Origin of the sequence: Halomonas kalidii, from assembly GCF_030010475.1 — a bacterium.
In the GTDB taxonomy this organism is placed as follows: Bacteria; Pseudomonadota; Gammaproteobacteria; order Pseudomonadales; family Halomonadaceae; genus Halomonas; species Halomonas heilongjiangensis.
The window spans coordinates 18,091-36,081 of record NZ_JASCQN010000009.1; the positions used below are offsets into that span (position 1 = coordinate 18,091).

30 protein-coding genes are annotated in these 17,991 nt (G+C 63.2%); 29 read left to right on the plus strand and 1 reads right to left on the minus strand.

The genetic code is table 11. The features are described 5' to 3' along the window. Position 1 precedes the first annotated feature (1 nt). From tuf to rplQ, 29 genes are all read left to right on the plus strand, one after another. Positions 2-1,195 carry an elongation factor Tu gene (gene tuf, locus QLQ85_RS01480; RefSeq protein WP_282737397.1) on the plus strand — a complete coding sequence of 398 codons (1,194 nt, stop codon included), beginning with the start codon at positions 2-4 and terminating at the stop codon, positions 1,193-1,195. Positions 1,196-1,359: 164 nt separating this feature from the next. Continuing rightward, positions 1,360-1,671: a 30S ribosomal protein S10 gene (gene rpsJ / locus QLQ85_RS01485; RefSeq protein ID WP_021819602.1), complete on the plus strand. Its 312-nt coding sequence runs from the start codon at positions 1,360-1,362 to the stop codon at positions 1,669-1,671. A 160-nt stretch (positions 1,672-1,831) separates the two neighbouring features. Then, positions 1,832-2,470: a 50S ribosomal protein L3 gene (gene rplC / locus QLQ85_RS01490; protein WP_102626757.1), complete on the plus strand. Its 639-nt coding sequence runs from the start codon at positions 1,832-1,834 to the stop codon at positions 2,468-2,470. Between the two features lie 14 nt (positions 2,471-2,484). Then, a complete protein-coding gene (rplD, locus tag QLQ85_RS01495) occupies positions 2,485-3,090 on the plus strand; it encodes a 50S ribosomal protein L4 (RefSeq protein WP_102626756.1) in 606 nt (201 codons plus the stop codon). After that, the gene (gene rplW / locus QLQ85_RS01500) at positions 3,087-3,383 is read left to right on the plus strand and encodes a 50S ribosomal protein L23 (RefSeq protein WP_102626755.1); all 297 of its coding nucleotides are present in this window, start codon (positions 3,087-3,089) and stop codon (positions 3,381-3,383) included. Before rplD ends, rplW begins: the two co-directional genes overlap by 4 nt. A gap of 17 nt (positions 3,384-3,400) precedes the next feature. Next, positions 3,401-4,231, plus strand: a complete 831-nt coding sequence (gene rplB / locus QLQ85_RS01505) for a 50S ribosomal protein L2 (RefSeq protein ID WP_282720209.1) — start codon at positions 3,401-3,403, stop codon at positions 4,229-4,231. Between the two features lie 33 nt (positions 4,232-4,264). After that, a complete protein-coding gene (rpsS, locus tag QLQ85_RS01510) occupies positions 4,265-4,540 on the plus strand; it encodes a 30S ribosomal protein S19 (RefSeq protein ID WP_009098993.1) in 276 nt (91 codons plus the stop codon). Between the two features lie 18 nt (positions 4,541-4,558). Continuing rightward, positions 4,559-4,891, plus strand: coding sequence for a 50S ribosomal protein L22 (rplV, locus tag QLQ85_RS01515; RefSeq protein ID WP_010626471.1), 333 nt, complete (start codon positions 4,559-4,561; stop codon positions 4,889-4,891). 11 nt (positions 4,892-4,902) lie between these two features. Further along, positions 4,903-5,601 (plus strand): 30S ribosomal protein S3, encoded by a 699-nt coding sequence (gene rpsC / locus QLQ85_RS01520; RefSeq protein ID WP_102626753.1) that lies wholly within the window; start codon positions 4,903-4,905, stop codon positions 5,599-5,601. A 15-nt stretch (positions 5,602-5,616) separates the two neighbouring features. Further along, on the plus strand, positions 5,617-6,030 hold the full coding sequence (rplP, locus tag QLQ85_RS01525; RefSeq protein WP_282720208.1) for a 50S ribosomal protein L16: 414 nt from the start codon (positions 5,617-5,619) through the stop codon (positions 6,028-6,030). Further along, positions 6,030-6,221 (plus strand): 50S ribosomal protein L29, encoded by a 192-nt coding sequence (gene rpmC / locus QLQ85_RS01530; RefSeq protein ID WP_010626474.1) that lies wholly within the window; start codon positions 6,030-6,032, stop codon positions 6,219-6,221. Before rplP ends, rpmC begins: the two co-directional genes overlap by 1 nt. A 1-nt stretch (position 6,222) precedes the next feature. Next, entirely contained in the window at positions 6,223-6,483 is a 261-nt protein-coding gene (gene rpsQ, locus QLQ85_RS01535) for a 30S ribosomal protein S17 (RefSeq protein WP_282737398.1), read from the plus strand. Positions 6,484-6,522: 39 nt separating this feature from the next. Beyond that, the gene (rplN, locus tag QLQ85_RS01540; protein WP_008959163.1) at positions 6,523-6,894 is read left to right on the plus strand and encodes a 50S ribosomal protein L14; all 372 of its coding nucleotides are present in this window, start codon (positions 6,523-6,525) and stop codon (positions 6,892-6,894) included. A 14-nt stretch (positions 6,895-6,908) separates the two neighbouring features. Next, complete coding sequence (gene rplX, locus QLQ85_RS01545) at positions 6,909-7,226, plus strand: 50S ribosomal protein L24 (protein ID WP_102626751.1); 318 nt, start codon at positions 6,909-6,911, stop codon at positions 7,224-7,226. A gap of 18 nt (positions 7,227-7,244) precedes the next feature. Then, positions 7,245-7,784, plus strand: coding sequence for a 50S ribosomal protein L5 (gene rplE, locus QLQ85_RS01550; protein ID WP_282720205.1), 540 nt, complete (start codon positions 7,245-7,247; stop codon positions 7,782-7,784). 10 nt (positions 7,785-7,794) lie between these two features. Further along, positions 7,795-8,100 (plus strand): 30S ribosomal protein S14, encoded by a 306-nt coding sequence (rpsN, locus tag QLQ85_RS01555; protein WP_102626749.1) that lies wholly within the window; start codon positions 7,795-7,797, stop codon positions 8,098-8,100. A gap of 32 nt (positions 8,101-8,132) precedes the next feature. Then, positions 8,133-8,525 (plus strand): 30S ribosomal protein S8, encoded by a 393-nt coding sequence (gene rpsH, locus QLQ85_RS01560; protein WP_102626748.1) that lies wholly within the window; start codon positions 8,133-8,135, stop codon positions 8,523-8,525. A 9-nt stretch (positions 8,526-8,534) separates the two neighbouring features. After that, positions 8,535-9,065, plus strand: a complete 531-nt coding sequence (gene rplF, locus QLQ85_RS01565) for a 50S ribosomal protein L6 (protein WP_102626747.1) — start codon at positions 8,535-8,537, stop codon at positions 9,063-9,065. A 9-nt stretch (positions 9,066-9,074) separates the two neighbouring features. Continuing rightward, positions 9,075-9,425, plus strand: coding sequence for a 50S ribosomal protein L18 (gene rplR / locus QLQ85_RS01570; RefSeq protein ID WP_102626746.1), 351 nt, complete (start codon positions 9,075-9,077; stop codon positions 9,423-9,425). 12 nt (positions 9,426-9,437) lie between these two features. Then, positions 9,438-9,938 (plus strand): 30S ribosomal protein S5, encoded by a 501-nt coding sequence (gene rpsE, locus QLQ85_RS01575; RefSeq protein WP_102626745.1) that lies wholly within the window; start codon positions 9,438-9,440, stop codon positions 9,936-9,938. Positions 9,939-9,943: 5 nt separating this feature from the next. Further along, positions 9,944-10,126, plus strand: coding sequence for a 50S ribosomal protein L30 (gene rpmD, locus QLQ85_RS01580; protein ID WP_102626776.1), 183 nt, complete (start codon positions 9,944-9,946; stop codon positions 10,124-10,126). 3 nt (positions 10,127-10,129) lie between these two features. Next, positions 10,130-10,564 (plus strand): 50S ribosomal protein L15, encoded by a 435-nt coding sequence (gene rplO, locus QLQ85_RS01585; RefSeq protein WP_282720204.1) that lies wholly within the window; start codon positions 10,130-10,132, stop codon positions 10,562-10,564. Continuing rightward, positions 10,565-11,896, plus strand: a complete 1,332-nt coding sequence (secY, locus tag QLQ85_RS01590; RefSeq protein ID WP_102626743.1) for a preprotein translocase subunit SecY — start codon at positions 10,565-10,567, stop codon at positions 11,894-11,896. A gap of 77 nt (positions 11,897-11,973) precedes the next feature. Next, positions 11,974-12,087, plus strand: a complete 114-nt coding sequence (gene rpmJ, locus QLQ85_RS01595) for a 50S ribosomal protein L36 (protein ID WP_008959154.1) — start codon at positions 11,974-11,976, stop codon at positions 12,085-12,087. 124 nt (positions 12,088-12,211) lie between these two features. Continuing rightward, positions 12,212-12,568: a 30S ribosomal protein S13 gene (rpsM, locus tag QLQ85_RS01600; protein ID WP_282720203.1), complete on the plus strand. Its 357-nt coding sequence runs from the start codon at positions 12,212-12,214 to the stop codon at positions 12,566-12,568. Positions 12,569-12,607: 39 nt separating this feature from the next. Then, positions 12,608-12,994 (plus strand): 30S ribosomal protein S11, encoded by a 387-nt coding sequence (gene rpsK, locus QLQ85_RS01605; protein WP_009723883.1) that lies wholly within the window; start codon positions 12,608-12,610, stop codon positions 12,992-12,994. Positions 12,995-13,006: 12 nt separating this feature from the next. Next, positions 13,007-13,627, plus strand: a complete 621-nt coding sequence (gene rpsD, locus QLQ85_RS01610) for a 30S ribosomal protein S4 (RefSeq protein WP_282720202.1) — start codon at positions 13,007-13,009, stop codon at positions 13,625-13,627. 83 nt (positions 13,628-13,710) lie between these two features. Beyond that, a complete protein-coding gene (locus QLQ85_RS01615; RefSeq protein WP_102626740.1) occupies positions 13,711-14,709 on the plus strand; it encodes a DNA-directed RNA polymerase subunit alpha in 999 nt (332 codons plus the stop codon). A 39-nt stretch (positions 14,710-14,748) separates the two neighbouring features. Next, positions 14,749-15,141, plus strand: coding sequence for a 50S ribosomal protein L17 (gene rplQ / locus QLQ85_RS01620; RefSeq protein WP_282737399.1), 393 nt, complete (start codon positions 14,749-14,751; stop codon positions 15,139-15,141). 106 nt (positions 15,142-15,247) lie between these two features. On the opposite strand, the gene uvrA is transcribed toward rplQ, so the two are convergent. Beyond that, a partial coding sequence (gene uvrA / locus QLQ85_RS01625; protein ID WP_282737400.1) for an excinuclease ABC subunit UvrA occupies positions 15,248-17,991 on the minus strand: 2,744 nt, incomplete at its 5' end.

The following is a 17,991-nucleotide window of genomic DNA, read 5'->3' on the forward strand; positions in this document are numbered from 1 at the left end:
AGTGGCTAAGGAAAAATTCGAACGTTCCAAACCGCACGTCAACGTCGGCACCATCGGTCACGTCGACCACGGCAAGACCACGCTGACGGCGGCCCTGACCCGCGTCTCCGCCGAGGTGTTCGGCGGCGACTGGCGTGAGTTCGACACCATCGACAACGCTCCGGAGGAGCGTGAGCGTGGTATCACCATCGCCACCTCTCACGTCGAGTACCAGTCCGAGGAGCGCCACTACGCGCACGTCGACTGCCCGGGGCACGCCGACTACGTCAAGAACATGATCACCGGTGCGGCCCAGATGGATGGCGCCATCCTGGTGGTGTCCGCCGCCGACGGCCCCATGCCGCAGACCCGCGAGCACATCCTGCTCTCGCGTCAGGTCGGCGTGCCGTACATCGTCGTGTTCCTGAACAAGGCCGACATGGTCGACGACGAAGAGCTGCTCGAGCTGGTCGAGATGGAAGTCCGTGAACTGCTGTCCGAGTACGACTTCCCGGGTGACGACACCCCGATCATCACCGGTTCCGCCCTGATGGCCCTGGAAGGCAAGGACGACAACGGCATGGGCACCACCGCCGTTGCCAACCTGATCAAGGCCCTGGACGACTACATCCCGGAGCCGGAGCGCGCCATCGATCAGCCGTTCCTGATGCCGATCGAGGACGTCTTCTCCATCTCCGGTCGTGGCACCGTGGTCACCGGTCGTATCGAGCGCGGCATCGTCAAGGCCGGCGAAGAGATCGAGATCGTCGGTATCCGTGACACCACCAAGACCACCGTCACCGGTGTCGAGATGTTCCGCAAGCTGCTCGACGAAGGTCGTGCGGGCGAGAACGTCGGCGCCCTGCTGCGCGGCACCAAGCGTGACGATGTCGAGCGTGGTCAGGTCCTGGCCAAGCCGGGCACCATCACCCCGCACACCGTCTTCGAAGCCGAAGTCTATGTGCTGTCCAAGGAAGAGGGTGGTCGTCATACCCCGTTCTTCAAGGGCTACCGTCCGCAGTTCTACTTCCGTACCACCGATATCACCGGTACCTGTGAGCTGCCGGAAGGCGTCGAGATGGTCATGCCGGGCGACAACGTCAAGATGGTCGTCACCCTGATCGCCCCGATCGCCATGGACGAAGGTCTGCGTTTCGCCATCCGTGAAGGCGGTCGTACCGTCGGCGCCGGCGTCGTGGCCAAGATCGTTCAGTAAGTCCCCGGACTGCTGGATCGATCGAAGGGGGCTCCGCGAGGAGCCCCCTTTCTGCGCACCGCGGCGAGTGATTGACACTCGTCCGCGGCGTGCCTATAATGCGCATCCTTTGAATGCGTGGGTGGACGGCTCGCGCCGTCGAGATCCATTGGAGTTTAGGGCAAATGCAGAACCAGAAGATTCGCATTCGGTTGAAGGCTTTCGACCATCGCCTGATCGACCAGTCCGCTGCGGAGATCGTTGAGACCGCCAAGCGTACCGGCGCCCAGGTTCGTGGTCCGATTCCCTTGCCGACCAATCGCGAGCGTTACACCGTGCTGATCTCGCCGCACGTCAACAAGGACGCGCGCGACCAGTACGAGATTCGCACCCACAAGCGTGTACTCGACATCGTCGAGCCCACGGAAAAGACCGTTGACGCCCTGATGAAGCTCGACCTCGCCGCCGGCGTGGACGTGCAGATCAAGCTCGACTAAGACCACACTAGACACTCGCGGCCCAGCGCTCGTGCGACCCGAAAGGTCGGCATGAGCAGCAGCCGCCACGCCGGGATGGCGTCATACAACGTGCTAGTGGAATGCTCTGGAAAGGGCAGCCATAGCGGGTGATAGCCCCGTACACTAAAGGAGACTGAGAATGACTATCGGTTTGGTCGGTAGGAAGGCCGGGATGACCCGCGTCTTCACCGAGGATGGCGCATCCGTGCCCGTGACCGTGATCGAGGTTGAGCCCAACCGCGTGACCCGCGTGAAGTCCGTCGAGAGCGACGGCTACGCCGCGGTTCAGGTGACAACCGGCTCCCGCAAGGCCAAGCATCTGTCGAAAGCCCAGGCCGGGCTGTTCGCCAAGGCAGGTGTCGAGGCCGGTCGTTCACTGATGGAGTTCCGCCTGGCAGCAGGCGACGAGGCTCCGGAAGTGGGCGGCGAACTCACCGTATCCCTCTTCGAAGCTGGTCAGATCATCGACGTGACCGGCACCTCCAAGGGCAAGGGCTTCCAGGGCGCCGTCAAGCGCTGGAACTTCCGCACCCAGGACAATACCCACGGCAACTCCCTGTCGCATCGCGCGCCGGGCTCCATCGGCATGTGCCAGACTCCGGGCCGCGTGTTCAAGGGCAAGAAGATGGCCGGCCAGATGGGCAACGTGCGTTGCACCGTCCAGAGCCTCGAAGTCGTCCGCGTCGATGCCGAGCGTAACCTGCTGCTGGTCAAGGGTGCCGTTCCCGGTGCCACCGGTAGTGACGTCGTCGTGCGCCGTGCCGTGAAAGCTGGCTGAAGGGGATATAACCGATGAATCTGAATCTTGCTGCAGGCGCCGGTACCGTCGAAGTGTCCGACGCCACCTTTGGCAAAGAATTCAACGAAGCGCTGGTGCACCAGGTCGTCACCGCCTATCTGGCCGGTGGTCGCCAGGGGACCCGCGCTCAGAAGAACCGTTCCGACGTGCGTGGCGGCGGCAAGAAGCCGTGGCGTCAGAAGGGCACCGGTCGTGCCCGTGCCGGTACCATCCGTTCGCCCCTGTGGCGCAGCGGTGGCGTGACCTTCGCGGCCCGCCCGCAGGACCACTCCCAGAAGGTCAACCGCAAGATGTACCGCGCGGCGATGCGTTCGATCCTCTCCGAGCTGGTGCGTCAGGAGCGTCTGGTCGCCGTCGACGAGATCACCGTCGAGGCGCCCAAGACCAAGCAGCTGGTCGCCAAGTTGGCCGAGCTGGGCCTGGAGAAGGTGCTGATCGTCACCGAGGAAGTCGACGAGAAGCTCTACCTCGCCGCCCGCAACATCCCCAACGTGGATGTGGTGGACGTGGCCGCCGCCGACCCGGTGAGCCTGGTCGCCTTCGACAAGGTGCTGGTCACCGTCTCCGCCCTGCGTAAATTCGAGGAGAAGCTGGCATGAACCAGGAGCGTGTATTCAAGGTTCTGCTTGGTCCGCACGTGACCGAGAAGGCCGCCATGGCTGCCGAACGCAACCAGTACGTGTTCAAGGTAGCCAGCGACGCGACCAAGCCCGAGATCAAGAAGGCCGTGCAGGCCCTGTTCGGCAAGAAGGTCGACCGCGTTCAGGTGCTGAACGTGAAGGGCAAGACCAAGCGCACCGCGCAGGGTCTGGGTCATCGCCAGGGGTATCGCAAGGCCTACGTGACACTGGCCGCCGGCGAAACCCTTGAAGACTTCTCTGGCGCCGAATAAGGGCAGGAGTACGGATCATGGCAATCGTCAAGACTAAACCCACATCCGCCGGTCGTCGCCACGTCGTCAAGATCGTCGGCGAGGAGCTGCACAAGGGCCGGCCCTATGCGCCGCTGCTCGAGAAGCAGTCACGCTCCGGTGGGCGTAACAACAACGGTCGCATCACCACCCGTCACGTGGGCGGTGGTCACCGTCAGCACTACCGGATCATCGACTTCAAGCGCACCAAGGATGGCGTTCCCGCCGTCGTCGAGCGTCTCGAGTACGATCCGAACCGCAGCGCCCACATCGCGCTGCTCAAGTATCTCGACGGCGAGCGCCGCTACATCATCGCCCCCAAGGGCGTGAGCGCCGGCGACCGTCTCGAGTCCGGCGTCAACGCGGCGATCAAGAAGGGCAACGCCCTGCCGCTGCGTAACATCCCGCTGGGTTCCACCGTGCACTGCATCGAGCTCAAGCCCGGCAAGGGCGCCCAGCTTGCCCGCAGCGCCGGCACCAGCGCCCAGCTGGTCGCCCGTGAAGGCAACTACGCCACCCTGCGTCTGCGCTCCGGCGAGATGCGCAAGGTGCTGGCCGAGTGCCGTGCGACCCTGGGTGAAGTGAGCAACTCCGAGCACAGCCTGCGTCAGCTTGGCAAGGCCGGTGCAAAGCGCTGGAGAGGTGTGCGCCCGACCGTTCGCGGCGTGGCCATGAACCCGGTGGATCACCCGCATGGCGGCGGCGAAGGCCGCACCAGCGGTGGTCGTCACCCGGTGACTCCGTGGGGTGTCCCTACCAAGGGCCACAAGACCCGCAAGAACAAGCGCACCGACAAGCTGATCGTCCGTCGCCGCAAGGCACGGAACTGAGAACTTACGCCAAGACATTAAGAGGTAACGGCTGTGCCACGTTCACTGAAGAAAGGTCCCTTCATTGACCTTCATCTGCTGAAGAAGGTTGAGGCTGCAGTGGAGAAGAACGACCGCAAACCGATCAAGACCTGGTCGCGTCGTTCCATGATCCTGCCCAACATGGTCGGGCTCACCATTGCAGTCCATAACGGTCGCCAGCATGTCCCGGTGCACGTCTCCGAGGAAATGGTTGGCCACAAGCTGGGCGAATTCGCTGCCACCCGCACCTATCGCGGTCACGCGGCGGACAAGAAAGCCAAACGGTAAGCCAGAGAGGATTGAGAGATGGAAGTCACAGCTAAGCTGCGTGGCGCTCGTTTATCCGCCCAGAAGGCCCGTTTGGTGGCTGACCAGGTGCGCGGTAAGCCGGTCGCCGAAGCGCTGGACCTGCTGACCTTCTCACCGAAGAAGGCTGCCAAGCTGGTCAAGAAAGTGCTGCAGTCCGCCATTGCGAATGCGGAAGAAAACAACGGCATGGATATCGACGAGCTGCGTGTCTCGACCATCTGCGTCGATGAGGGCATGACGCTCAAGCGTATCAAGCCGCGCGCCAAGGGCCGTGCGGATCGTATCTTGAAGCGCACCTGCCACATCACCGTCAAGGTAGCCGAGAAGTAGGAGTCGACCAGATGGGTCAGAAAGTACATCCGACAGGTATTCGGCTGGGTATCGTCAAGGACCATACCTCGGTGTGGTACGCCGAGCGCGGTGCCTACGCCGACAAGCTGAACAATGATCTCGAAGTACGTCGCTTCCTCGAGGAGCGCCTGAAGAATGCATCCGTGAGCCGCATTCACATCGAGCGTCCGGCCAACAACGCCCGTATCACCATCCACACTGCCCGTCCGGGCATCGTGATCGGCAAGAAGGGCGAGGACGTCGATCGTCTGCGTCGCGAGGTCACCGCGATGATGGGCGTGCCCGTGCACGTCAACATCGAGGAGGTCCGCAAGCCGGAGCTGGATGCCAAGCTCGTCGCGCAGAACATCGCCGGCCAGCTCGAGCGTCGCGTGATGTTCCGTCGCGCCATGAAGCGTGCCGTGCAGAACGCCATGCGTCTGGGTGCCGGCGGCATCAAGGTGCAGCTCTCCGGCCGCCTCGGCGGTGCGGAAATCGCCCGCACCGAGTGGTACCGGGAAGGTCGTGTTCCGCTGCACACCCTGCGTGCGGACATCGACTACGCCACCTACGAAGCCAAGACCACCTACGGCATCATCGGTGTCAAGGTCTGGGTCTTCAAGGGTGAAATCCTCGGGGGCATCGAGGAGGTCCGCGCCAAGGCGAAACAGCCGCAGGCCGCACCCTCCAAGAAGAAAGGTTCCAGGTAAGGGGAGAGCGAGTCGATGTTACAGCCCAAGCGTATGAAATTCCGCAAGATGATGAAGGGCCGCAACCGTGGCCTGGCCCATCGCGGAAGCAAGGTGAGCTTCGGGGAATACGGCCTCAAGGCTACCGGTCGCGGCCGCATCACGGCGCGCCAGATCGAAGCCGGCCGTCGTGCGATCACCCGTCACGTCAAGCGTGGTGGCAAGATCTGGATCCGCGTCTTCCCCGACAAGCCGATTTCCAAGAAGCCGCTCGAAGTCCGTATGGGTAAGGGCAAGGGCTCCGTCGAGTACTGGGTCGCCCAGATCCAGCCGGGTCGGGTCCTGTACGAGATCGAGGGTGTGTCCGAAGAGCTGGCCCGTGAGGCCTTCTCTCTCGCCGCCCAGAAGATGCCCCTGTCCACCACCTTTGTGAAACGGACGGTGATGTGATGAAAGCCCAGGAAATTCGTGAAAAGTCAGTCGAGCAGCTCCAGGAGCAGCTCTTCGAACTCCTCCGCGAGCAGTTCAACCTGCGCATGCAGAAGGCCACCGGCCAGCTGAGCCAGACTCATCTGCTCAAGCAGGTCCGTCGGGACATCGCCCGCGTGAAGACTGTGCTCAACGAGAAGGCAGGTGACTGAGATGGCCGAAGAGAAGAAAGCCCGTACGCTCACCGGCAAGGTGGTGAGCGACAAGATGGACAAGTCCATCGTCGTGATGATCGAGCGCCGTGAGCGTCACCCGATCTATGGCAAATACGTCAAGCGCTCCACCAAGCTGCACGCCCATGACGAGACGAACCAGGCGAAGGCCGGCGACACCGTCTCCATTCAGGAGTGCCGTCCGCTGTCCAAGAAGAAAGCCTGGGCGCTGGTCGAGGTGGTCGAGCAGGCCAAGGGCTGAGCTCGGCGAGAGCAGTCAGATTAGGTTTGGAGAAAACCGATGATTCAGACTCAGACAATGCTGGATGTCGCCGACAACAGCGGAGCGCGCCGGGTGCAGTGCATCAAGGTGCTCGGCGGTTCACACCGTCGCTACGCTCGCGTGGGTGACATCATCAAGGTTACGGTGAAGGAAGCCATTCCGCGTGGCAAGGTCAAGAAAGGCCAGGTCCTCAAGGCGGTGGTGGTTCGCACCCGTAGTGGCGTCCGTCGTCCCGACGGTTCGCTCATCCGCTTCGACGGAAATGCGGCGGTTCTGTTGAACAACACCAACGAACAGCCGATCGGTACCCGTATCTTCGGGCCGGTAACTCGTGAGCTTCGGAACGAGAAGTTCATGAAGATCATTTCCCTGGCGCCCGAAGTGCTGTAAGGAGCGAGGCGGATATGCAAAAGATCAAACGTGACGATGAAGTGGTCGTCATCGCCGGCAAGGACAAGGGCAAACGTGGCACGGTCAAGCGCGTCCTCAAGGACGAACGCTTCGTCGTGTCCGGTGTGAACATGATCAAGCGTCACACCAAGCCCAACCCCATGGCGGGTAAGCAGGGCGGTATCGTCGAGCGCGAGGCTCCGATTCACGCGTCCAATGTTGCCATCTTCAATCAGGAGACCGGTAAAGCGGATCGCGTCGGCTTCCAGGTGAAGGAAGACGGTACCAAGGTACGTATCTACAAGTCGACGCAGACGCAGATCGACGCCTAACGCGAGTCGGGTAGCAAAATGGCGAACTTGAAAGAACGTTATCAGAACGAGGTGGTGGCTCAACTCAAAGAGCAGTTCAGCTACGCCAACGTGATGCAGGTACCTCGGATCACCAAGGTGACCCTGAACATGGGTATCGGCGAAGCGACCAGCGACAAGAAGCTGATCGAGAATGCCATCGGCGACCTGGAGAAGCTCTCCGGTCAGAAGCCGTTGGTGACCAAGGCGCGCAAGTCCATCGCGGGCTTCAAGGTGCGTGAAGGCTGGCCGATCGGGATCAAGGTGACCCTGCGCTCTCAGCGCATGTGGGACTTCCTCGATCGCCTGGTGAATATCGCGATCCCCCGCGTTCGTGACTTCCGTGGTCTCAACCCGAAGTCCTTCGACGGTCGTGGCAACTACTCCATGGGGGTGCGTGAGCAGATCATCTTCCCGGAGATCGAGTATGATAAGATCGATCGGATTCGTGGTCTGGATGTCACCATCACCACCACCGCCAACACCGATGAAGAAGGTCGTGCGCTGCTGAGCGCGCTGAACTTCCCGTTCAAGAAATAAGGGTGGGATCATGGCAAAGAAGAGCATGGTAGAGCGTGAGCTCAAGCGCACCAAGCTGGTGGCGAAGTACGCCGCCAAGCGCGCCGAGCTCAAGGCGGTCATCCAGGACGTCAACGCTTCCGATGAAGAGCGCTTCGAGGCAACGCTGAAGCTGCAGCAGCTGCCGCGTGACTCCAGCCCGGTGCGCCAGCGCAACCGCTGCCGTATCACTGGCCGTCCGCACGGCTACTACAACAAGTTCGGCCTCGGTCGCAACAAGCTGCGTGAAGCCGCCATGCGTGGCGACGTCCCTGGGCTGAAGAAGTCCAGCTGGTAACGCCACGTAGAATCATCAGGAGCGCAACGTAAATGAGCATGCAAGACACTCTGGCGGATATGTTCACCCGTATCCGCAATGCGCAGATGGCCACCAAGGAGACGGTCACCATGCCGTCCTCCAAGCAGAAGGTCGAGGTGGCCCGCGTATTGAAGGAAGAGGGTTACATCAACGACTTCGCGGTGTCCGAAGGTGCCAAGCCCGAGCTGACCGTGACCCTCAAGTATTTCGAGGGCAAGCCGGTCATCGAGCACATCCAGCGGGTTTCCAAGCCGTCCCTTCGCTCCTACAAGGGCAAGGACGCGCTTCCGAAGGTCGCCGATGGCCTGGGTATCGCGATCGTCACCACCTCCAACGGGGTGATGACCGATCGTGCGGCTCGCAAGGCTGGTGTCGGTGGCGAAGTCATCTGCACCGTATTCTAGGAGTTTGGAATGTCCCGCGTAGCCAAATATCCGGTTAAAGTGCCCAGCGGCGTCGACGTCAAGCTCGACGGCGACCAGCTGACCGTCAAGGGCGGCCAGGGCACCCTGTCCATGACCGTTCACGCCGATGTGGCGATCGGTCAGGAGGACGGACAGCTGACCTTCGCCCCGAGCGAGACCGCCAAGAGCTGGGCGATGGTCGGTACCACCCGTGCCCTGGTGCAGAACCTGGTCACCGGTGTCTCCGAGGGTTTCACCAAGACCCTCGAGATCAATGGCGTCGGTTATCGTGCCCAGGCAAAGGGCCAGACGCTCAATCTTACACTGGGCTTCTCGCACCCGGTCGACTACACGCTGCCTGACGGTGTCGTGGCGGAAACGCCCAAGAACACCGTGATCGTGCTGAAGAGCGCGGACAAGCAGCGGCTCGGTCAGGTCGCTGCGGAAATCCGCGCCTTCCGTCCGCCCGAGCCCTACAAGGGCAAGGGTGTCCGGTACGCCGACGAGCAGGTGCGTCGCAAAGAAGCCAAGAAGAAGTAAGGCAGGGTTATGAACGCGAAGAAAGAATCTCGTCTCCGTCGTGCCCGCCGCGCTCGCGCCAAGATCCGCGAGCTGGGCGTGTATCGCCTGTGCGTCAACCGTACCCCCCGCCACATCTACGCGCAGATCATCTCGCCGGATGGTGGCAAGGTCCTGGCCAGCGCTTCCACGCTGGACAAGGCCCTGCGTGAGGGTGCGACCGGCAACGCCGACGCCGCCGCCAAGGTGGGCGCACTGATTGCCGAACGCGCCAAGCAGGCTGGCATCACCCAGGTGGCCTTCGATCGTGCCGGTTTCAAGTACCACGGTCGTGTGAAGGCCCTGGCCGACGCCGCTCGTGAAGGCGGCCTGGAATTCTAAAGGGTTTTTACGATGGCGAAGAACGAACAGCAAAGCGGCGATCTGCAGGAAAAGCTCGTGCAGGTCAACCGTGTCGCCAAGGTGGTCAAGGGTGGCCGTATCTTCGGTTTCACCGCCCTGACCGTCGTGGGCGATGGCAAGGGTCGTGTCGGCTTCGGCCGCGGCAAGGCGCGTGAAGTGCCGGTCGCGATCCAGAAGGCGATGGACCAGGCGCGTCGCAACATGATCAAGGTGAACCTCAGCGGTGGCACCCTGCAGTACCCGGTCAAGGCCCGTCACGGTGCCTCCAAGGTGTACATGCAGCCGGCCTCCGAGGGTACCGGGATCATCGCCGGCGGCGCCATGCGCTCCGTGCTCGAGCTGGCCGGCGTCCACGACGTCCTGGCCAAGTGCTACGGCTCCACCAACCCGGTGAACGTGGTGCGTGCGACCGTCAACGGTCTGGCCTCCATGCAGTCGCCGGATGACATCGCCGCCAAGCGCGGTCTGTCCGTCGAAGCGATCACGGGGTGAATACCATGGCAGCAACACTCAAGGTGACCCAGACCCGCAGCACCATCGGCGTCCTGCCCAAGCACAAGGCCACCATGAAGGGCCTCGGGCTGCGCCGCATCGGTCATTCGGTCGAGCTGGAAGACACCCCCGCCGTGCGCGGCATGATCCACAAGGTCAACTACCTTGTGCGCGTTGAGGGAGAGTAATCCATGAAACTCAATAGCCTGAGCCCGGCTCCGGGTTCCAAGCACGCCGAGAAGCGCGTCGGTCGTGGCATCGGCTCCGGACTGGGCAAGACCGGCGGTCGCGGTCACAAGGGCCAGAAGGCCCGCAGTGGCGGCAGCGTCAAGCCCGGTTTCGAGGGCGGCCAGATGCCGCTGCAGCGTCGTCTGCCGAAGTTCGGCTTCACCTCGATGAAGTCGCTGGTTTCCGAAGAGGTGCGCCTGGGCGAGCTGGGCAAGGTCGCCGGGGACGAGGTCACCCTGGCCACCCTCAAGGAGGCCAACGTGCTCAAGGACGCCACGCTGCACGCGAAGGTGATCCTTTCCGGCGAACTGAACAAGGCGGTCACGGTTCGCGGCCTCAAGGTCACCAAGGGTGCCCGTGCCGCGATCGAAGCCGCCGGTGGCAAGGTAGAGGACTAAATGGCCAAGTCAGGAAAAATGCCGGCGATGGGCAGCGGTCTGAGTGAACTGTGGGCGCGTCTGCGCTTCGTGCTCCTCGCCATCGTGGTCTACCGTATCGGTGCCCACATCCCCGTTCCCGGTATCAATCCTGACCAGCTTGCTGCCTTGTTCAGGGAGCAGCAGGGCACCATCCTGGGCATGTTCAACATGTTCTCGGGTGGCGCCCTGGAGCGCATGAGCATCATGGCGCTGGGCATCATGCCCTACATCTCGGCGTCGATCATCATGCAGCTGCTGACCGCGGTCTCGCCCCACCTCGAGCAACTCAAGAAGGAGGGCGAGGCCGGCCGCCGCAAGATCAGCCAGTACACCCGCTACGGCACCGTGGTCCTGGCGCTGGTCCAGGCCACCGGCATGTCGGTGGGCCTGGCCAGCCAGGGCATCGCCTACACGGCCGACTTCAGCTTCTATTTCACCGCCATCGTGAGCTTCGTGACCGGTGCGGTGTTCCTGATGTGGCTGGGCGAGCAGATTACCGAGAAGGGGATCGGCAACGGCATCTCGCTGCTGATCTTCGCCGGTATCGTCGCCGGCCTGCCCGGCGCCGTCGGCCAGGCCTTCGAACTGGCCCGCAACGAGGGCGCCTGGAACGTGCTGCCGCTGCTGGCCCTGTCCGTGCTGGGTATCGCCACCGTGGCCTTCGTGGTGTTCATCGAGCGCGGCCAGCGCCGTATCACGGTGAACTATCCGCGTCGCCAGGTCGGCAACAAGATGTATGCCGGCCAGAGCAGCTACCTGCCGCTCAAGGTGAACATGGCGGGCGTCATTCCGGCGATCTTCGCCTCGAGCATCCTGCTGTTCCCGGCCTCGCTGGGGCAGTGGGTGGGGGCCGGCGAAGGCATGGAGTGGCTGCAGCGTGCGTCCCAGGCCCTGGGCCCGGGGCAGCCGCTGTATATCTTGCTTTTCGGCGCGGCGGTGGTATTCTTCTGCTTCTTTTACACAGCGCTGGTCTTCAATCCCAAGGATGTCGCCGACAACCTCAAGAAGTCGGGGGCCTTCCTGCCGGGGATTCGCCCGGGCGAGCAGACCGCTCGCTACGTCGACAAGGTCATGACGCGTCTGACCCTGTTCGGTGCCTTGTACATCACTGCGGTTTCCCTGATGCCTCAGTTCCTGATCGTGGCGTGGAACGTGCCGTTCTTCTTCGGCGGTACCTCGCTGTTGATCGTGGTGGTGGTGATCATGGACTTCATGGCCCAGGTGCAGTCGCACCTCATGTCGCACCAGTACGAGTCGGTGATGAAGAAGTCCAACCTGAAAGGCTACGGTAGCGGCGGCATGATGCGCTGAGGCGCGCCGCCGGCGACTTGGCGCGCCGCGAGCTGAGGTGTCGGCTCGCGGCGCGAGCCAACTTTGGAGATGGAACGATGAAAGTTCGAGCTTCCGTGAAGAAAATGTGCCGTAACTGCAAGATCATTCGTCGCAATGGCGCCGTGCGCGTCATCTGCAGCGAGCCGCGGCACAAGCAGCGTCAGGGCTGAACCTGAAGGCTGTGCTAGACCGGGTGCCGGCATGCCCCTTGCCCTCTGGTAGGGAAAGGGGTATGCTGTTGCGCCTTTTGTAGATGACCAATCGAGCAAGCCGCTCAAATTTCGGAGTAAGCTGATGGCCCGTATTGCAGGCGTCAATATCCCGGACAACAAGCATGCGGCGATCTCGCTGACCTATATCTTCGGGATTGGCCGTACTCGCGCTCAGGAGATCTGTGCCGCGACCGGCATCGCGCCGACCACCAAGATCCAGGAACTGTCCAGCGAAGAGCTGGATGGCCTGCGGTCCGAAGTCGGCAAGTATACCGTTGAAGGTGACCTGCGCCGTGATGTCACGCTGAATATCAAGCGTCTCATGGACCTGGGTTGCTACCGTGGTCTGCGTCATCGTCGTGGTCTTCCGCTGCGTGGTCAGCGTACCAAGACCAATGCGCGTACCCGCAAGGGCCCGCGCAAGCCGATCCGCAAATAACACGCACGTTCTGGCGTAAAGACAGGAAGAAACATCAACATGGCTAACCCGCGTAGCAACCGTAAAAAGGTTAAAAAGCAGGTGGTGGATGCCGTAGCGCATATCCACGCCTCTTTTAACAACACGATCGTGACGATCACAGACCGCCAGGGCAACGCTCTCTCCTGGGCGACTGCCGGTGGTTCGGGTTTTCGTGGTTCTCGCAAGAGCACCCCGTTCGCTGCTCAAGTGGCAAGCGAACGTGCAGCGACCGCTGCAGCCGAGTATGGTGTGAAAAACGTCGACGTGCTGGTCAAGGGCCCCGGTCCTGGCCGTGAATCCGCCGTGCGCGCCCTCAATGCCGCCGGCTTCCGCGTGCAGAGCATCACCGACGCGACGCCCATTCCCCACAATGGCTGCCGTCCGCCGAAGAAACGCCGCGTATAAGGAGACAGATTCATGGCTCGTTACATTGGACCGAAGTGCAAACTGTCTCGTCGTGAGGGGACCGACCTCTTCCTGAAGAGCGGTGTCACTCCCTTCGAGAAGAAGTGCAAATCCGAGCAGATTCCGGGTGTGCACGGCCAGCGCCGTCAGCGTCTTTCCGACTACGGCTTGCAGCTTCGCGAGAAGCAGAAAGTGCGCCGCATGTACGGCGTGCTCGAGAAGCAGTTCCGCAACTACTACAAGGAAGCGGCCCGTCTCAAGGGCGCGACCGGCGAGGTGTTGCTGCAGCTTCTCGAATCCCGACTGGACAACGTCGTCTACCGCATGGGCTTCGGCTCGACCCGCTCCGAGGCGCGTCAGCTGGTCAGCCACAAGGCGATCGCCGTCAACGGCAAGACCGTCAACGTGGCCTCCTACCAGGTCAAGCCCGGTGACGTGGTGTCCGTGCGCGAGAAGGCGAAGAACCAGGCGCGTATCCAGAACGCCCTGGCGATCTCCGCCAACCGCGGCGATGTCGCCTGGATCGAAATCGATGCCAAGAAGATGGAAGGCACTTTCAAGGCTCTGCCTGAACGCGGTGACCTGACTGCCGACATCAACGAAAACCTGATCGTCGAGCTGTACTCGAAGTAATCGCCTCCGGGTGATGCCGGGCCCGCGGTGCGGGCCCGGTGACGAGTACCGAGTATCCGTTTGGCAGCCTGAAAGGTGTTCATATGCAGCGTTCAGTGACAGAGTTTCTCCGTCCTCGCGACATCAAGGTCGAAGAAATCAGCGCACATCACGCGAAGATCGTGCTCGAGCCCTTCGAGCGTGGTTTCGGCCACACCCTGGGCAATGCACTGCGTCGCATCCTGCTCTCGTCCATGCCCGGCTGTGCCGTGGTGGAGGCCGAGATCGCCGGTGTCGATCACGAGTACAGCGCGATCGAGGGCGTCCAGGAAGATGTCATCGAGATCCTCCTGAACCTCAAGGACGTGGCGATCAAGATGCACAGCCGCGACGAGGCGGTGCTCTCGCTGAACAAGCAGGGCCCGGCCGTGGTGACCGCGGGTGACATCGCCCTCGACCATGACGTCGAGATCGTCAACCCCGAGCACGTCATCGCCCACGTCAACGAAGGCGCCGAGCTGAAGATGCAGCTCAAGGTGGCGCGCGGCCGCGGCTATGAGCCGGCGGATGCACGCCTCGGTGCCGACGACGAGTCTCGTGCCATCGGTCGCCTGCAGCTGGATGCGACCTTCAGCCCCGTGCGCCGGGTTTCCTACTCGGTCGAGGCCGCGCGTGTCGAACAGCGCACCGACCTCGACAAGCTGATCATCAGCCTGGAGACCGACGGCACCCTGGATCCGGAAGAGGCGATCCGTCGCAGCGCGACCATCCTGCAGGAGCAGCTGGCCGCGTTCGTCGACCTGGAAGCCGACAAGGAACAGGAAGTGGAGGAGGAAGAGGATCACATCGATCCGATCCTGCTGCGCCCCGTAGACGATCTCGAGTTGACCGTCCGCAGTGCCAACTGCCTGAAGGCCGAGAATATCTACTACATCGGCGATCTGATCCAGCGCACCGAGGTGGAGCTGTTGAAGACCCCGAACCTCGGCAAGAAGTCCCTGAACGAGATCAAGGACGTTCTGGCAGCCCGTGGTCTGTCCCTTGGCATGCGGCTGGAGAACTGGCCGCCGGCAAGCCTGAAGGACGACAAGGCCTCCGCGTGAGCGTCGACTCGAGTCCCAGTTTGGTAAGGAATCACAACCATGCGTCATCGTAAGAGTGGTCGTCACCTGAATCGCACGAGCTCGCATCGCCAGGCCATGTTCAAGAACATGAGCGTGTCGCTGATCGAGCACGAAGTGATCAAGACAACCCTGCCCAAGGCCAAGGAGCTGCGTCGCGTCATCGAGCCGCTGATCACCCTGGCCAAGCAGGACAGCGTCGCCAACCGTCGTCTGGCCTTCAGCCGCACCCGCTCGAAGGAAGCGGTCGGCAAGCTCTTCAATGAGCTGGGTCCGCGTTACGTCGAGCGTCCGGGCGGTTACGTCCGTATCCTCAAGTGCGGTTTCCGCACCGGCGACAACGCGCCCATGGCCTTCGTCGAGCTCGTCGATCGCCCGATCGTCGAGGACGAGGACGTCGCCGCCGAGGAGTGATCCCCGGCAGCGGGCTTCGGCCTGGCAGCGCAATAGAAAAACCGGCTCCCGAAAGGGGCCGGTTTTTTTCGCGCGTGGCAAGGCCGGCTGATCTTGGCGCGTGCAGCTACGCAGTGGTCTCCGGCTCGGCCTGGTGGTGCTCGGCCCGCGCCAGCAGCGGCTTGAGGAAGCGCCCGGTGTGCGAGGCCTCCAGGCGGGCGACCTGCTCCGGGGTGCCCTCGGCGATGATCCGTCCGCCGCCGGAGCCGCCCTCGGGGCCGAGGTCGATGAGCCAGTCGGCGGTCTTGATCACGTCGAGGTTGTGCTCGATCACCACGATGGTGTTGCCGTGGTCGCGCAGCCGGTGCAGCACGGTGAGCAGCTGGCGGATGTCCTCGAAGTGCAGCCCGGTGGTCGGCTCGTCGAGGATATAGAGGGTCTTGCCGGTGTCGCGCTTGGCCAGCTCGCGGGCCAGCTTGACCCGCTGGGCCTCGCCGCCGGACAGCGTCGTGGCGCTCTGGCCCAGGCGGATGTACGACAGGCCCACATCCATCAGCGTCTGCAGGCGCCGGGCGATGGCCGGCACCGGGCTGAAGAATTCCAGCGCCTCCTCCACGGTCATCTCCAGCACCTCGTGGATGCTCTTGCCCTTGTAGGCGATCTCCAGGGTCTCGCGGTTGTAGCGCTTGCCCTTGCAGACGTCGCAGGGCACGTAGATGTCGGGCAGGAAGTGCATCTCGACCTTGATCATGCCCTCGCCCTGGCACGCCTCGCAGCGCCCGCCCTTGACGTTGAACGAGAAGCGGCCGGGCTTGTAGCCCCGCGAGCGGGCCTCCTGGGTGCCGGCGAACAGCTCGCGGATCGGGGTGAAGATACCGGTGTAGGTGGCGGGGTTGGAGCGTGGCGTACGACCGATGGGGCTCTGGTCGATGTCGATCACCTTGTCGAGCTGATTCAGGCCCTCGATGCGCTCATGGGCCTCCGGCGTCAGGCTGGTGGCCTTGTTGAGCTCGCGGGCGGCGATCGGCATCAGGGTGCCGTTGATCAGCGTCGACTTGCCGGAGCCGGAGACCCCGGTGACGCAGATGAAGAGCCCGAGCGGCAGGGTCAGGGTGACGTCCTGGAGGTTGTTGCCGGTGGCGCCGACCAGGCGCAGCACCTTCTCCGGGTTGCCGGGGATGCGCCAGGGTGGCACCTCGATGCGGCGGGTGCCGGCCAGGTACTGGCCGGTCAGCGATGCCGGGGTGGCCATGATCTGCTCGGGGGTGCCCTGGGCGACGATGCGGCCGCCGTGGACCCCGGCGCCGGGACCGATGTCGAGCACGTGGTCGGCGGCGCGGATGGCCTCCTCGTCGTGTTCGACCACGATCACAGTATTGCCCAGGTCGCGCAGGTGTTCGAGGGTCTTGAGTAGGCGATCGTTGTCGCGCTGGTGGAGGCCGATGGAGGGCTCGTCGAGGATGTACATCACCCCCACCAGGCCGGCGCCGATCTGGCTGGCCAGGCGGATGCGCTGGGCCTCCCCGCCGGAGAGGGTGTCGGCGCTGCGCTCCAGGTTGAGGTAGTCGAGCCCGACGTTGACCAGGAACTCGAGCCGGGCGTGGATCTCGTTGATGATCTTGACCGCGATCTCACCCTTGCGACCGGGCAGTTCGAGAGCCCTGAAGTAGCGCAGGGCCTCGCCGATAGGCAAATGGACGATCTCCGGCAGGGGGCGGTCGTCGATATAGACGTGCCGCGACTCCTTGCGCAGCCGGGAGCCCTCGCAGGTCGGGCAGGCCTGGGTGGCGATATAGCGGACCAGCTCCTCGCGCACCATGCTCGACTCGGTCTCGCGGTAGCGGCGCTGCATGTTGGGCAGCACCCCCTCGAAGGGGTGCTCGCGGGTCACCTTGCGGCCGCGGTCGTTGACGTAGTGGAAGGCGATGTCGTCGCTGCCGCTGCCGTGGAGGATGATCTCGCGCTCGTGGCGGGCGAGTTCCTGCCAGGGGGTCTCCAGGGTGAAGCGATAGTGCTCGGCCACCGCCTGCAGCTGGTTGAAGTAGTAGACGCTGCGGCGATCCCAGCCCTTGATCACGCCCTCGGCCAGGGACAGCTCGGGGTGGCTGATCAGCTTGTCCGGGTCGAAGAACTGCTGCACGCCCAGGCCGTCGCAGGTGGGGCAGGCGCCGGCCGGGTTGTTGAAGGAGAACATGCGCGGCTCGAGCTCGGCGATGGAGTAGCCGCACACCGGGCAGGCGAAGCGCGCCGAGAAGTTGATGTCCTCCTGCTCGCCGTCCATGAAATGGATCACGGCGACGCCGTCGGCCAGGTTCAGGGCGGTCTCGAAGGATTCCGCCAGGCGCTGGGCCAGGCCCTCGCGCACCTTGATGCGGTCGACCACCACACTGATGTCGTGCTTGCGGTTCTTGTCCAGGGGGGCGATATCATCGAGCTCCAGCACCTGGCCATCGACCATGGCGCGCACGAAGCCCTGGGCGCGGAGTTCGGCGAGCAGCTGCAGGTGCTCGCCCTTGCGCCCCTTGACCACGGGGGCGAGCAGCATCAACTTGCTGCCCTCGGGGAGGGCCAGCACCTGGTCGACCATCTGCGAGATGGTCTGGGCCTCGAGGTCCTCGCCGTGCTCCGGGCAGCGCGGGGTGCCGGCACGGGCGAACAGCAGGCGCAGGTAGTCGTAGATCTCGGTGATGGTGCCCACCGTGGAGCGCGGGTTGTGAGAGGTGGACTTCTGCTCGATGGAGATCGCCGGCGAGAGTCCCTCGATATGGTCGACGTCGGGTTTCTCCATCATCGACAGGAACTGCCGGGCATAGGTAGAGAGCGACTCCACGTAGCGTCGCTGGCCTTCGGCGTAGAGCGTATCGAAGGCCA